Origin of the sequence: Bradyrhizobium sp. HKCCYLS3013 (genome assembly GCF_051167615.1) — a bacterium.
GTDB lineage: Bacteria > Pseudomonadota > Alphaproteobacteria > Rhizobiales > Xanthobacteraceae > Bradyrhizobium.
The window spans coordinates 19,969-33,307 of sequence record NZ_JBNPTK010000027.1; the positions used below are offsets into that span (position 1 = coordinate 19,969).

General features: G+C 65.6%; 12 protein-coding genes and 1 tRNA gene. 3 read left to right on the forward strand and 10 right to left on the reverse strand.

What is annotated here, in order from left to right; genetic code table 11:
- Positions 1-266: 266 nt before the first annotated feature.
- Both ACQR1F_RS30585 and ACQR1F_RS30590 read right to left on the reverse strand, forming a co-directional pair.
- Positions 267-341, reverse strand: a tRNA-Glu gene (locus ACQR1F_RS30585).
- Between the two features lie 444 nt (positions 342-785).
- The gene (locus ACQR1F_RS30590) at positions 786-1,124 is read right to left on the reverse strand and encodes a hypothetical protein (RefSeq protein WP_315805468.1); all 339 of its coding nucleotides are present in this window, start codon (positions 1,122-1,124) and stop codon (positions 786-788) included.
- 31 nt (positions 1,125-1,155) lie between these two features.
- Between ACQR1F_RS30590 and ACQR1F_RS30595 the strand changes: the two genes are divergently transcribed.
- On the forward strand, positions 1,156-2,136 hold the full coding sequence (locus ACQR1F_RS30595; RefSeq protein WP_434914453.1) for an RluA family pseudouridine synthase: 981 nt from the start codon (positions 1,156-1,158) through the stop codon (positions 2,134-2,136).
- Positions 2,137-2,355: 219 nt separating this feature from the next.
- Complete coding sequence (gene rpoH, locus ACQR1F_RS30600; RefSeq protein ID WP_315805519.1) at positions 2,356-3,255, forward strand: RNA polymerase sigma factor RpoH; 900 nt, start codon at positions 2,356-2,358, stop codon at positions 3,253-3,255.
- A gap of 77 nt (positions 3,256-3,332) precedes the next feature.
- On the opposite strand, the gene ACQR1F_RS30605 is transcribed toward rpoH, so the two are convergent.
- From ACQR1F_RS30605 to ACQR1F_RS30615, 3 genes are all read right to left on the reverse strand, one after another.
- Positions 3,333-3,962: a peptidoglycan recognition protein family protein gene (locus tag ACQR1F_RS30605; protein WP_434914445.1), complete on the reverse strand. Its 630-nt coding sequence runs from the start codon at positions 3,960-3,962 to the stop codon at positions 3,333-3,335.
- A gap of 21 nt (positions 3,963-3,983) precedes the next feature.
- Positions 3,984-5,219, reverse strand: a complete 1,236-nt coding sequence (locus tag ACQR1F_RS30610; protein WP_434914446.1) for a GGDEF domain-containing protein — start codon at positions 5,217-5,219, stop codon at positions 3,984-3,986.
- A 594-nt stretch (positions 5,220-5,813) separates the two neighbouring features.
- Positions 5,814-6,203: a response regulator gene (locus ACQR1F_RS30615; RefSeq protein WP_315805471.1), complete on the reverse strand. Its 390-nt coding sequence runs from the start codon at positions 6,201-6,203 to the stop codon at positions 5,814-5,816.
- Positions 6,204-6,354: 151 nt separating this feature from the next.
- Here ACQR1F_RS30615 and ACQR1F_RS30620 point away from each other — a divergent pair, with 151 nt between their 5' ends.
- Positions 6,355-7,194, forward strand: a complete 840-nt coding sequence (locus tag ACQR1F_RS30620) for an SDR family NAD(P)-dependent oxidoreductase (protein WP_434914447.1) — start codon at positions 6,355-6,357, stop codon at positions 7,192-7,194.
- A gap of 101 nt (positions 7,195-7,295) precedes the next feature.
- Here ACQR1F_RS30620 and ACQR1F_RS30625 read toward each other — a convergent pair whose 3' ends face one another.
- The 5 genes from ACQR1F_RS30625 to ACQR1F_RS30645 all read right to left on the reverse strand — a co-directional run bounded on the left by ACQR1F_RS30625 (position 7,296) and on the right by ACQR1F_RS30645 (position 13,188).
- The gene (locus ACQR1F_RS30625; protein WP_434837959.1) at positions 7,296-9,263 is read right to left on the reverse strand and encodes a methyl-accepting chemotaxis protein; all 1,968 of its coding nucleotides are present in this window, start codon (positions 9,261-9,263) and stop codon (positions 7,296-7,298) included.
- A 263-nt stretch (positions 9,264-9,526) separates the two neighbouring features.
- Complete coding sequence (locus tag ACQR1F_RS30630; RefSeq protein ID WP_315805474.1) at positions 9,527-9,868, reverse strand: rhodanese-like domain-containing protein; 342 nt, start codon at positions 9,866-9,868, stop codon at positions 9,527-9,529.
- A gap of 48 nt (positions 9,869-9,916) precedes the next feature.
- The gene (locus ACQR1F_RS30635; protein WP_315805475.1) at positions 9,917-10,474 is read right to left on the reverse strand and encodes a YeeE/YedE thiosulfate transporter family protein; all 558 of its coding nucleotides are present in this window, start codon (positions 10,472-10,474) and stop codon (positions 9,917-9,919) included.
- A gap of 10 nt (positions 10,475-10,484) precedes the next feature.
- Positions 10,485-11,027 carry a YeeE/YedE thiosulfate transporter family protein gene (locus ACQR1F_RS30640; protein ID WP_315805520.1) on the reverse strand — a complete coding sequence of 181 codons (543 nt, stop codon included), beginning with the start codon at positions 11,025-11,027 and terminating at the stop codon, positions 10,485-10,487.
- A gap of 472 nt (positions 11,028-11,499) precedes the next feature.
- Positions 11,500-13,188 carry a methyl-accepting chemotaxis protein gene (locus tag ACQR1F_RS30645; RefSeq protein ID WP_315805476.1) on the reverse strand — a complete coding sequence of 563 codons (1,689 nt, stop codon included), beginning with the start codon at positions 13,186-13,188 and terminating at the stop codon, positions 11,500-11,502.
- Between the last annotated feature and the right edge of the window lie 151 nt (positions 13,189-13,339).

Consider the following 13,339-nt stretch of genomic DNA (forward strand, 5'->3'; position numbering starts at 1 on the left):
GGGCAAGCAAGCCCGGTCCCCTGGGAGAGCACGGAGCAGCCGTTCAACCCATCGCGCAGGGAAGGCCGGTTGTTCGGCCAATCCTGTGGTGACTGCCGCCTGCTTTTCTTTCTGCAGGCGGGCCATGGGTGCGGCCTGCACCCGGCCTTCCCTGCGCCCTTCTTTATGAAGGGTGCCTCGATGAGCAAAGCTCGGACGCGACAGCGCGCCGCGAGGCTGAGGAGCCGCGTCGCGAGGTCAGAGATGAAGGGTTGAGCGCCGGGAAATGGCGCTCCCTAGGGGAATCGAACCCCTGTTTCAGCCTTGAGAGGGCCGCGTCCTAACCGCTAGACGAAGGGAGCGTAAGGTGAACCGCATAGCCTTGAACGCGCCGCGCCGCAAGACGGGGGATGCAGAATTTGTGGGGGTGCGGTGTCCGTGCCCCAAGGGTCTTTCCCCGTGTGGGCCCCCTCCCCTAGCCCCTCCCCACAAGGGGGAGGGGAACGGACTGCCCCGGGTGGCGAGGATCGCTCATTCGGCCATCATGGGATGAAAGCAGCCGGCCGCGAGGGCTGTGGGCTCCCTCTCCCGCTTGCGGGGGAGGGTTGGGGTGGGGGCGCCGCGGGCGCTGGTGCCAATGGAGAGAGTTCCCCCCACTCGCATCGCACCGAAGATGCGATGCGAGCTCTCAGAGCGAGCTTCGCTCGTCTCGCCCCGCAGGCGGGGGAGGTGCTGACTGCCCGTGTCGTCGGAGGTGGGGCCAAAAGAGAGAGGGGCCGAAACGGGCGGGCGAAACCGCCCTGCCCTTACGGTTCCACGGCGAAGCGGAGGCGGCCGGTGGGTTTGAGGGTCTTGGCGTCGAAGGTGCGGATCTCCGTGGTGCCGCCGACATCCAGGGTGACCGCCAGGCGGTCGCCGGCGGTGCCGGTGGCGACGATGCGGGCGCCCTTGGGCAGCATGGCGGTGAGGTCCGGGCCTGACGCCGAGCTTCCCTCGCCGCGGAAAAGGCGGTAGCCGATGGCGACCAGAAGCACTGCGATCGCGATCGAGGTGGTCACGCCCGCGATCATCATCATGCGCCGCAGCCGCGCCATCAGCTGGGCCTGCTCGGGCGAGGACGGCTCGGGCGCAACGGTAGAGTTCATGGACATCTCGACTTCACAATCCCACGGTCTGATGACGGTCATTGTCGCCGGCGACGAAGGCTCGCCGCGGCTCGATCGCGTGCTGGCAGCCAGGCTGCCGGAGCTGTCGCGGTCGCGGCTGAAGGCGCTGATCCTGGCCGGACAGGTGTCGCTCCGCGCGGAAGCGGTGCGGGACCCCGCTTATCACGTCACAGCCGGCGACACGATCACAATCGACGTTCCGGAGGCTGTCCCGGCCGAGCCCGCGGCCGAGGCGATCCCGCTGAAAATCATCTACGAGGACGACGACATCATCGTCATCGACAAGCCGGCCGGCCTGGTCGTGCATCCCGCCGCCGGGCACGAGACCGGCACGCTGGTCAACGCGCTGATCGCGCATTGCGGCGCCAGTCTTTCGGGGATCGGCGGGGTCAAGCGGCCGGGCATCGTGCACCGGCTGGACAAGGACACCACCGGCCTGATGGTGGTCGCCAAGAACGACCACGCCCACGCCTCGCTGAGCGCGCAGTTCGCCGATCACGGCCGCACCGGAGCGATGGAGCGCGGCTATCTCGCCTTCGCCTGGGGCGTGCCGCACCGGCCGCATGGCACCATCAACGCGGCCATCGACCGGCATCCGCATGCCCGCGACAAGATGGCGGTGCGCGCAAAAGGCCGCGAGGCCATCACCCATTACGAGGTGCAGGAGAGCTTTACCGGCCGCGACGGCAAGCCGGTGGCGTCGCTGATCGCCTGCCATCTCGAGACCGGGCGCACCCACCAGATCCGGGTGCATCTCGCCCATCTCGGGCACCCGCTGATGGGCGATGCCGTCTATGGCCCGCATTTCAAGACCAAGGCCAACCAGCTCGCGCCGGGCGCGCGGGCGGCGCTCGAGGCGCTCGGACGGCAGGCGCTGCACGCCTATCTGCTGGTGATCGAGCACCCCCGGACGGGAGAAATAATGCGCTGGGAATCGAAGCTTCCGGAGGATCTTTGTCTTTTGGGGGAAGCCCTGCGAGCGGCGCTATGACGCAGGACCTTCAGAAAAACGCAAGCATGTCAAAAACTTAATGGAGCCACACGGGGTCGTGACCCCCGGAATCCTTCCACCGGGGGGCGAAAATGGTGTATGTTGCGCCTGCGTCGAATGGTCGACGCATGGAACGTCGCAAACCGGCCGGCTTTAACCAAGCGACCGCTTTGCCTGGCCCGCCGCTATCGGGGGCCTGAACCAACTGGAGGGCGCTCGATGGCCCGTACAGCTACTCTGCCGGTTCTCAACGGAGAATCGGGACTTTCACGCTACCTCGCCGAGATCCGCAAGTTCCCGATGCTGGAACCGCAGGAGGAGTACATGCTCGCCAAGCGTTGGCGCGAGCATGACGACAGCGACGCAGCGCATAAACTCGTGACCAGCCACCTCCGGCTCGTGGCCAAGATCGCCATGGGCTATCGCGGCTACGGCCTGCCGATATCCGAAGTCGTTTCGGAAGGCAATGTCGGCCTGATGCAGGCGGTGAAAAGGTTCGAGCCCGAGAAGGGCTTTCGCCTTGCCACCTACGCCATGTGGTGGATCAAGGCGTCGATACAAGAGTACATTCTGAGATCGTGGTCGCTCGTGAAGATGGGCACGACCGCGAACCAGAAGAAGCTGTTCTTCAACCTGCGCAAGGCCAAGAGCCGGATCAACGCGCTGGATGAAGGCGATCTGCATCCGGATCAGGTCAAGCTGATCGCGAAGCGCCTCGGCGTGACCGATCAGGACGTGGTCGACATGAACCGCCGCCTCGGCGGCGACGCCTCGCTGAACGCGCCGATCCGCGACGACGGCGAAGCGGGCGAGTGGCAGGACTGGCTGGTCGATAACTCGCCCAACCAGGAAGCCATCATGGCCGAGCACGAGGAGTACGACCACCGCAGGCAGGCGCTGAACGGCGCGATCGGCGTGCTCAACGCGCGGGAGCGCCGCATCTTCGAGGCGCGGCGTCTGGCCGACGAGCCGATGACGCTCGAGGACCTGGCGGCCGAGTTCGGCGTGTCGCGCGAGCGCGTGCGCCAGATCGAGGTGCGTGCGTTCGAGAAGGTGCAGTCCGCCGTCAAGGGCGCCATCGCCAAGCAGGAGGCGGCGGCGCTGGAGGCCGCGCACTAGGCGCGCGCGGTTTGCTTGAAGGTGGTTTTTGGATGCGATCGGAGCCGGCGGAGACGCCGGCTTCTTTGTTGGTGCAGTCAGTCCGGCGCGGCGCGGGCGAGCCCGGCGAGCGCACAGCCCTCGCAATAGCGGGCATCCTTGTAGTCGATCCAGTTGTGCGCATAGATCCGCTCCCGCGGGATCTGGTAGCGCAGCCGGAGCAGCTTCGAGAGAATGCGCCAGGCGGCGATCTGGGCTTCCGTGGCGGGCGTGGTGACGTCGGGATAGTTGCCGGCGAACTCCACGCCGATGGAATTGTCGCGCACGACCTTGCGATAGGTCGATGCGTTGTCGACATAGCGGTTGTCGTTGCGGTTGGCGCCGTCGCCATGCAGCGTCACCAGGGTTTCCGGCACCGCCCAGTACACGGTGCCGTCGGTTTCCACCCACAGGGTGACGCCGCGCCGTTTCGGGTTCTTGGCCTGCGCCAGCGCCCCCGCCCGCGCCGACCCCGCCGGCCCTTCGGTCTGGTGGACGATGATGTTGGTCCAGGGATGAGCCTGGTGCGGATCGCCCCATGGCGCCAGCCAGACGATTCTGAGCCCCGGGATCTCCGGCGTGCCGGATGATCGGGCCAGTGCGGCGAGTTCCTCGGCCGAGGCCGGCGGAGGGAGAAGATTGAGAAGCAGCGCGAGCGCTGCGCGGAGGGAGAACAGGACCGGCCTCATGGCCGGCCATGATAGCACCCGCTACCCGGCGGCGGCATCCTGGCGGCGCGGCGCTGCCACCAGCGGCTCGATCTGGTCCGGGGCCAGCGCCGGCGTCTCGTGGTCAGGAGTGACGACGGCATAGCGGTTCTTGCCGTCCTTCTTGGCGACATACAGCGCCTGGTCCGCCCGCGCCATCAGCCGGTCGGGAAATGCGCCGACATCCTCGCTCCATTCGGCGACGCCGATCGAGACCTCGATCGGCACCTCGGCGCCGGCACAGGCTTCGGCATCGTCGCGGCAGACCTGCAGGATGCGCCGCGCGATCATCGCGCCCTCGCGCAGCGAGGACGCCGGCAGCACGATGCAGAATTCGTCGCCGCCGGTGCGGGCCAGCATGTCGCCGGGGCGCAGCCGGGTCTGGGCCATCAGCGTGAAGTGCTGCAGGCAGGCATCGCCGGCGGCATGGCCATGGGTGTCGTTGATGATCTTGAAGCCGTCGAGGTCGATCACCAACAGCGCGAACGGCCGTCGCGAGCGCTCGGCGCGCGCGCACTCCTCGCTCAGGCGCTGCATCAGGTGACGGCGGTTGGCGACGCCGGTGAGATCGTCGAGCAGCGCGAGATCGGCGACCTCGTTGCGCAGCCGGTCCACCGCCATCAGCAGGAAGCCGAAATTGAGCGACATCGACAGGAAGATCAGCAGCAGCACCGCGGCGGCCTGGCCGCTGGTGGAGTGGCTGAAATTGAAATCGGCGCCGATGAACGCCCCGATCGACCGCGCGGCAAACACCGCGATGATCAGAACGGACAGCAGGCCGGCCAGCCGCGCTCCCGGATTGATGGGCCCGCGCCTCGCATCCAGCACCAGCCGCGCGATGATCGCCATGGGGACCGCCTGCCCGATCGAGTAGCACAGGATCCTCAGCGGACCGTGGTCGTATGCGTATTGGAAAAATGCGATCGACGCGCAGGTCATCGCGACGACGGTCAAGCTCAGCCGCCACGACGCCCTGTAGCCGTAGAAGCGCTCCACGCCCATCGCCGCGAGGCAGATCGCGAAGGTCATCAGCGAGCCGCCGGCCAGCAGCGGAACGAACGAGCCGAAATAGAACCGCGTCAGCGCGAATGTCGCCGCCGGCGCGCACATGAACGCAGATGCCGTCCAGTACCGTGCCGAATCCAGATTGGGATAGCTGCGCATCACGTAGGCCCAGATCAGGCCCAACGCGAGGAAATTGACCACGAAGGCGGTCCACAGCGTCGGAACGTTCAGCATCCCGACAGCAGGACGCCGCAGGCCCTGTCCTCGATGTTCAATAACGCCACGCTCATGAGCTACCCTGTTGTTCGCGGCAACATGGGCGCAGCGCAGTTAACGGTTCCTCAAGCGCCCAACCAAGATTGCGCCTTGGTTTTGAATCAATGAAAACACTTTTTACGATCCGCTAACCTTGTCACGACCCGAGCGCCAGCGGCGCAACTGGCCGGCCAATGCATCGAGCTGTGGATAAGCGCAACGGCGCTGGTGACGGCGTGAGGCAGAGCTTCGCGAATCTGCTGGGATCGACACCCGAGGCTGATGCATGGCTGGCGTGCGCCAGCGAAGCCTCGAAGTCGCGTTGCAATCCATCAAACTCCTGACGAGGATTCCATGGCGAAGAAGGCGAAGAAGGCCGCAAAGGCCACCAAGAAAGCTGCGAAGAAGACCAAGAAGGCTGCCAAGAAGAAGTAGTTGCACTTCCCGGGTGGGAGCGCGGCTTCCACCCGGCTCTCAGTTGGCTCGACCGCTAGCCGATTCTACTACGTCTCCACCGGTCGGCGTTTGCCACGCATCACGCTTTGAGCAACGCTGGCGGCGCGAGACCTTGCCTCATCCGATATCGGGCGTGCGCTCGAGCGTCACCTCGGCCTCGCGCAGCACGTCCAGCGGCGCCCACGGCTTGCTCCAGAACTTCGTGCCGCCCGGCAGCGGCTGCGACAACGGGCGGCCAGACGTGACGACCACATTGATGTGGGGGTGACGCGCCTTGGCGACATGGGCAAGCTCGACCCCGTTCATGCGGCCCGCCAGATTGACGTCGGTCATCAGCAGCACGATGCGATGCCCCGGCTTGTTCAGGACGAGTTCGGCGGCCTCCGCGCTCTCACACGCGATCACGTCGTACTCGCTCTCTTCGAGCAGCAGCGTGATCATCTCGCGCTGCGCCAGATCGTCTTCCACGATCAGTGCGGTGGCGCGAAAAGGTTGCGACTGTCCCATGCAGGTCCTCCACGAATGTGTGCTCGTAAAGTAATGTGAGTTAAAAGCTGAACCGCCGGATGGTTCGGTTCCAATCAGAAAAAGTGGCAGAAAACCCAGCTGCAATTCAACCAGGCACGTGGAACCGGTCCATCAGGGGAGTGAAGCGACAATGACGATCATTCGAGGCGCAGCTGCCGCCGTGACAGGCGCAGCCACCGGTATTGGCCGTGCGCTGGCGCAGGAGCTGGCGGCGCGCGGCTGCGATCTCGCACTTGCCGATCGCGATGAGGCGGGCCTCGCAAGCCTCGCCGCCGAGCTCACCGCAAGCGGCCGCATGGTGACCACGCACCGGCTGGACGTCAGCGATGTGGCTGCGGTCACGCAGTTCGCCGAGGACGCGACCCGCGCGCATCCCGGCCTCAACATCGTCGTCAACAATGCCGGCGTGGCACTGTTCGGCAGCTTCGCCGAGATCGATCAGGCGGAGATGGACTGGCTGTTCAACATCAATTTCTGGGGCGTCGTGCACGGCACGCGCGCGTTCCTGCCGCATCTTTCGCGCCGGCGCGAAGCGCATGTCGTCAACCTGTCCTCGATCTTCGGCATCATCGCTCCGCCCGGCCAATCGGCCTACGCCGCGGCAAAGTTCGCGGTAAGGGGATTTTCCGAGAGCCTGCGCCACGAGTTCACAGCCGCCGGCAGTCCGGTGCGGCTGTCGGTCGTGCATCCCGGCGGGATCGCCACGGCGATTGCGCGCAATGCTCGGGCTGGCCACGGCATGACCGACAATGCGCGCCGCGTGCAGGCCATCGAGCGGTTCGAGCGGCTCGCCAGGACCAGCCCACGCGACGCCGCGTTGCGGATCATCCAGGGCATCGAGCGCAATGAGCCCCGCATCCTGATCGGCAGCGATGCCCGCTTCATGGATCTCCTGCAGCGGTTCATGCCGGGCACCTATTGGCGCGTGATGGCGAAGCGGCTCGAGAAGGCGGCCGCGAAGCAGGCGTGAGCCACGGGACAGGAGGCCCCGCCCCGGCTCGCGCCCGTGGCGGATACGCCGGAGCGATCGGCGTGTCGGCAACCTTGATACGTCAGCCGCCCAACGAGCGGTCAGGCCGCTCTGATATGGGCCAGGAACTGGTTGACCTCGCTGCGCAGCCGGGTCGACTGCTGCGCGAGTTCGCCGGCCGCCGACAGCACCTCGTTGGCGGCATGGCCGGTCTGCACGACGCCGGACGTGACGCCCGCGATGTTGCGCGTGACGTCCTGGGTCTTGCCGGCAACGACGTTCACACTGCCGGCGATCTCGCGGGTCGCCGCGTCCTGCTGCGCGATCGATGAGGCGATGATGGTCGAGATCTCATCGACCTCCTGGATCGTGGCGCAAATCATGCCGATGCTGTGGACGGCAGCGGCGGTTTCGGCCTGAACCGCGGCGATCTGAGCCCCGATCTCTTCCGTTGCCTTGGCCGTTTGGGTCGCCAGCGTCTTCACCTCGCTGGCGACGACGGCGAATCCCCTGCCCGACTCGCCGGCGCGCGCGGCCTCGATCGTCGCATTCAGCGCCAGCAGATTGGTCTGGCTGGCGATCTGGGTGATGAGCGCGACGACCTCGCCGATCTTGCCGGCCGCGAGGTTGAGCCGCTGCACTTTGTCGTTGGATTGCTGCCCTTCGTCCGCCGCCTTGCGAACCACGGACGACGCACGCTCGAGCGTCTTGCTGATCTCGTTCATCGAGGATGACAGCTCTTCGGCCGCCGAGGCAACGGTGTTGACATTGTCCGATGCGGAGCCGCACGCCTGCGATACCGTCAGGGCCTGCTGTTTCGACTGATCGATCGTCACCGACATCGAACGGGCGGTCGCCTCCATTTCGATGGCCGCAGCCGACACTGCGTCGACGACGCCGCGGACGCTGGCCTCGAAGCCATCGGCCACCTCCATCAGCATGCGGCGCCGGTCCTCCTCGGCACGAGCCTGGGCCTTCTCCTGCTCCGCCTGCAGATCCCTCATCCGGACGGCGTTGTCCCTGAAAATCGAAACGGCGCCTGCCATCTGTCCGACCTCGTCCTTGCGCCAGTCGGCCGGGACGCGAACGTCCAGGTTGCCGTCGGCGAGCTCGCGCATCGCGCTCGTCATCTGGACGATCGGGCGGGAGATGCTGCGCGCGATGAACAGCCCGGCGAGCGCGATCAGCACGAGGCCGGCCAGCGTCATCCCGATTGCCAACGCCCCGGCGCGATTGCGAGCCTGGATGAACTCGCTGTTGTCCATGACGATCTCGACGGCACCGATCGGCTTGCCGGAGAAATCCTTGATCGGGCCCAGCAACGCGACGACCGGAACACCTTTGAGCTGTCCTTGGCGCGACAGGAAGCCGCCGGCCGACGCCTCCCGATAGTCGCCGCTTGCGAAGAAGGAGGTCTCCCCGATCGTCGTCGCGAACAGCTTGAAGCCGGTGTCGCCAGCCAGGCGGAACGCGACGTCGACACTGCGGCTGCGCTTGAACTCGTCGAAGAAGTTTTGGCCAAAGGTCAGGCCGAACTCGACTGAGCCCAGATGTTTGCCGGCGGAAACGATCGGTACGACGCCGCGGAGGCCGAGGCCGGCAACGCCGCCCTCCAGCCCGACGATCGGCTTGCGGTCGGTGTTGGCGGCCACCACCGTCTTGCGGAATCCCGACAGATCGTCGCCGAACTTGGCCGGCTGGTGCACCCGCAGGAAGGACATCGCCGGCGGCGTGTGAAACTGAAACTGGTCGACACCGTAATCGGCCTTCAGGCTGGCCATGCCCGCACCGAACAGCCGCATCAAGGCGTCGCGGTCGTTCTGCGCCATGGCGTCCTGGACCGCGGGGATCTTGGCGACCACCGCGCTCATCGCTTCCGCGCGGGTCGACTCCAGCTGCAGGCGCGAATTGAAGGCGTCATATTGGGCGTGGAGCTCGCGCTCATTGGCGCGGTCGATGATGCCGCCGATGATCCACATGGCGACCAGCAGCACGAAGAGGGCCGTCGCTGCCGCACCGATCACCAGAGAAAGGGTGATCCGGGTTCTCAAGCCAACAAACTTCAACATGCGATCCTCGAACGTCGACTGGTGTCCGAGTATTGCAGCGCTGCAACTAATTATTCCTGAACGAGTCAGCCATTGTAGCGGGACTAACAGCAAACTCTCGCGACGGGGCGGCGCGACGTTGCTAGCGAAACTCCCGTCCCCCGACTTGTTATTAACCTGCCGCAATCCCCGTTGATTGCAGACATGCCGACATTCAACTTCGCATATCTTCGATCTCAGGCCATGACATCGCTGAATGTCGGGCTGGTCGGGACAGTACGAGCCTACGCGACAGGGCCGCCCCGCGCCCGCCAGCCGCTCATGCCGCCGGCATAGTGGCGGATATCTTGCCGCCCGGCCGACAGCGCCCGCCGCAGGGCGGTGGCCGAGCGGCCGCCGGCCTGACAGATCAGAACCACCGGCTTGTCGTGCACGAGGTTGCCCGGGTCGAAACGCGACAGCGGGTGATTGACGGCGCCCGGGATGTGGCCGCCCTTGAACTCATGCGGCTCGCGCACGTCGACGATGACGCAGCTTCGCTGCTGATGCGCCCGCACCAGCTCATCATGCTCGATCGCCGGCACGCTGGTCGACCCCGTCAACCTGCTGAACAGTCCTGATAGCATGGGAGGAACCTCTCACTGTTTGACGTAGGGGCACTCGGGCGACTCAGCCTAGCCCTGCGTCCGCTTCGCCTTGGCCTCGGACGCTTCGACCCAGAAGAAGAACGCACCTGCGCCGATCGCGAGCGCGGCGAACCAGACGCCATCCGGCACGCCGGTGATGTCGGGCAGCCGCACCTTGCCGAGCGCCCAAACATTCAGGACGTGGGCCTTCACCCAGTCGAAGCTCAGCGCGTAGAGGATCGCGCCGACGATCATGCCGAAAGCGCCGACTGCGGCATGCACGCTGCCGCTGGCGATGGCGCCGAGCGCGGTGCCCGGGCAGTAGCCGTAGACCACCATGCCGATGCCGAAAAGCGCCGCGCCGAGCGCGACCGCGAGCATGTTGGCGTCCTTGACGTAGTATTTGGTGTTGCCGGTGTCGACCAGCAGCAGCACGCCGATGCCGCCGACGACGATCGCGGTGCCCATCACCTTCAAGACGGTGAAGTCGCGCAGCCGGAACTGATTCTCGATCACGTTGCAGCTCGTGACCTTGCCCTGCTGTAACAGATAGCCGAACACGGCGCCCATCAACAGCGGGCCGGCGATGCTCATCAGCGACGTCATGGCCCTTCTCCTACGCTTTGCGGAACATGAGGCGCGACACGAAAAGGCCGGTCGCGAACATCACGGCGAGGAACAGCCAGCTCGACAGCGCCAGTTGCAGACCGCCTGAAATGCCGTGTCCGCTGGTGCAGCCGCCGGCCAGACGCGCGCCATACATGATGACGATGCCGCCGAGAAACGCAGCGACGAAGCGCTTGAACACCGACGGACCAAAGCGCTCCCTCCAGACCTCCGGCACCAGCTCGAGGCGCCACGTGCCGGAGATGACCGCCGACAGGAATGCGCCGAGCGGAATGCCGACCAGAAACCAGACGCCATAGTCCCATTTCAGCGGCATCGACTTCCAATAGCTGTTGGCGGCGACGGCGTCGGATCCGATCACCGGCGCGGCGAACAGCGCCGCGATGCGCGAGAACGCCGTCGTCACGCCGAGCGGGTCGCCGAACCCGGCAAAGGCCACCCAGCTGAGGATGCCGATGCCGGCGCCGACCAGATAAGGCGACCAGTCGATCCCCCGGGACGTGCCCAGATCCTTGACCATGACGTCGTTCATCATTGCCACGACGGGTCCTCCTGCTGACGCGGCCCAGCGCCGCGACCGACGTACGCCACTATATGCATATATTCGAATTTATGCAATTATAATTCAGCGGGTGCCGATAGGTGACGATGCCGATAGGTGAAGAGGCGGGGCTCTGCGGCAGCGTGACGGTGAGGAAACAGCGGCACTGACGACTTCGGGAACGGCAGCCCCGCGCAAGCCGCGGCGGAGCTTGATCCGCCGCGGCCCCACGCGCTCTATTCATGTCGGCGCGGGCCTCGCAAGCCCATCGTCACCACGCGACTCGGTCGCGCAGCTTGCCGCGGCCGCAGGGAGAAGTCATCGAGATTGGGCTCGCAGGCCAACGCAGAAGCGATGGCCGGCGAGGGGTGGCCGGGGCCTGCGCACCTGTCCAGCACCCCCGACGCGGCCCGGCGAATGGCGGCGAGATCGGATCTCTGCGGCTCTCGGTCGCTGCGAGCTCCTAGGCGGCTCTCACGCCGGCGATGAACTTCTTCACTTCCATGCTCAGTCTGGCACTGTCGTCGGCCAGCGATTTCGCGGCGGACAGCACCTGGGACGCGGCGGTTCCGGTATCGACGGCGCCGCGCTGCACATCCGCAACGTTGGCCGAGACCTGCTGCGTTCCCGCCGCCGCGTGCTGGACGTTGCGCGAGATCTCCTGCGTCGCGGCGCCCTGCTGCTCCACGGCCGATGCGATCGTCGACGAAATCTCCTGCAATTTCTCGATGGTGATGCTGATGTCGCGGATGGCACCGACCGATTGCTGGGTGGCGGACTGGATGCCGGATATCTGCTGGCCGATCTCGCCCGTGGCCTTCGCCGTCTGCTCGGCCAGCGCCTTGACCTCGGATGCGACCACCGCAAATCCGCGGCCGGCCTCGCCGGCGCGTGCGGCCTCGATCGTTGCATTCAGCGCGAGCAGATTGGTCTGTCCGGCAATCGTATTGATCAGCTCGACGACGTCGCCGATGCGGGCAGCGGACTTCGAAAGCTCGCTGACCTGTTCATTGGTCTTGCGGGCCTGTGCCACCGCCTCATTGGCCATCCGGGCGGAATCCTGGACTTGCCTGCTGATCTCGTTGACGGACGCGGAGAGCTCCTCGGTCGCAGATGCCACCGACTGCACATTGGTGCAGGCTTCCTCGGAAGCCGCGGTGACGGACGTGGCGAGGTTCTGGGCTCGGCTCGCCGTGTTGCTGAGCCCGCCGGCGTGACCCTCCAGAGTGCTCGATGCCGTGGACACGGTGTCGACGATCTCGCCGACCACGGCCTCGAAGCGGCCAGTGATCTCGTCGAGCCGCCGGCTGCGTTCCAGTTTCACCTCCGCCTCTTTCGAAGCGATGTCGTCGGCCTGCTTCTTCGCAATCAGGGCGGTCTTGAAGACCTCCAGGGCGTCGGCCATCATGCCTACTTCGGTCTTCTGGCCGCGATAGGGGATCTCCATCGCCAGGTTGCCCTCACCGAGCGCCTGCATCGGCCTGATGATGGAGGCGATGCACCGGGAAATGTCGCGAACGAACCAGCTTCCGATGCCGATGCCGGCGAGAACGGCAAGGACGATGACCGTCGACATCAATTCAAATGCCTCCGCATAGCCATCCGCGGCGATCTTGGTTTCGGCGTCGGCGCCACGATTGTTGAGGTCAATCAGCTTCCGAAGAAATTCGTCCGACTGATTGGCGACGCTCCGGACCGTCTTGTTGAACAGATCGCTCGCCTGCTTGGTCGTATTGCCGTTCCCTGCGCGCAGCACCTCGAGCACACCATCGGCAGCCTTGACGTATTGCTCCCAGCCCCGAGACCAGCTCTCGAACAGGCTGCGCTCCTCGGCCGACGAGATCATCGCCTCATAGGAGCGGCGCGCCGTCGCGATGACGACGAGCGTTGCCTTCATGTTGCGGTCGAGATTGTCCTTCTCCTCAGTCGTATCAGCCGTCATGTAAGCCCGGAGCTGCGCCCGATTGAGGTTGATCGCCGAACGCAACTCGCCGAGCACGCGCACGCTTGGCAGCCAGTTCTTGGCGATCATTTCGGTATGCGTATTGATTGTCTGCATGCCGCGGACGGCCAGCAATCCGACGATGGACATCGCCACCAGCAGCAGCGCAATGACGGCCGCCATCTTTGCTCGAATGGAGAGTTGCGACATCTCGCGTGCCTTTCGTCGTCCCGGCGATTCCTATCGGTCCGCCGCATGATTGCGCCGTCCCCCGCGCGACGGTAACACCCGACCTTCGCAAATTGGTTAACATGCGGGATCTCCAGAATGGGATCTACCAACGTGATGTTCGGGCGTGATG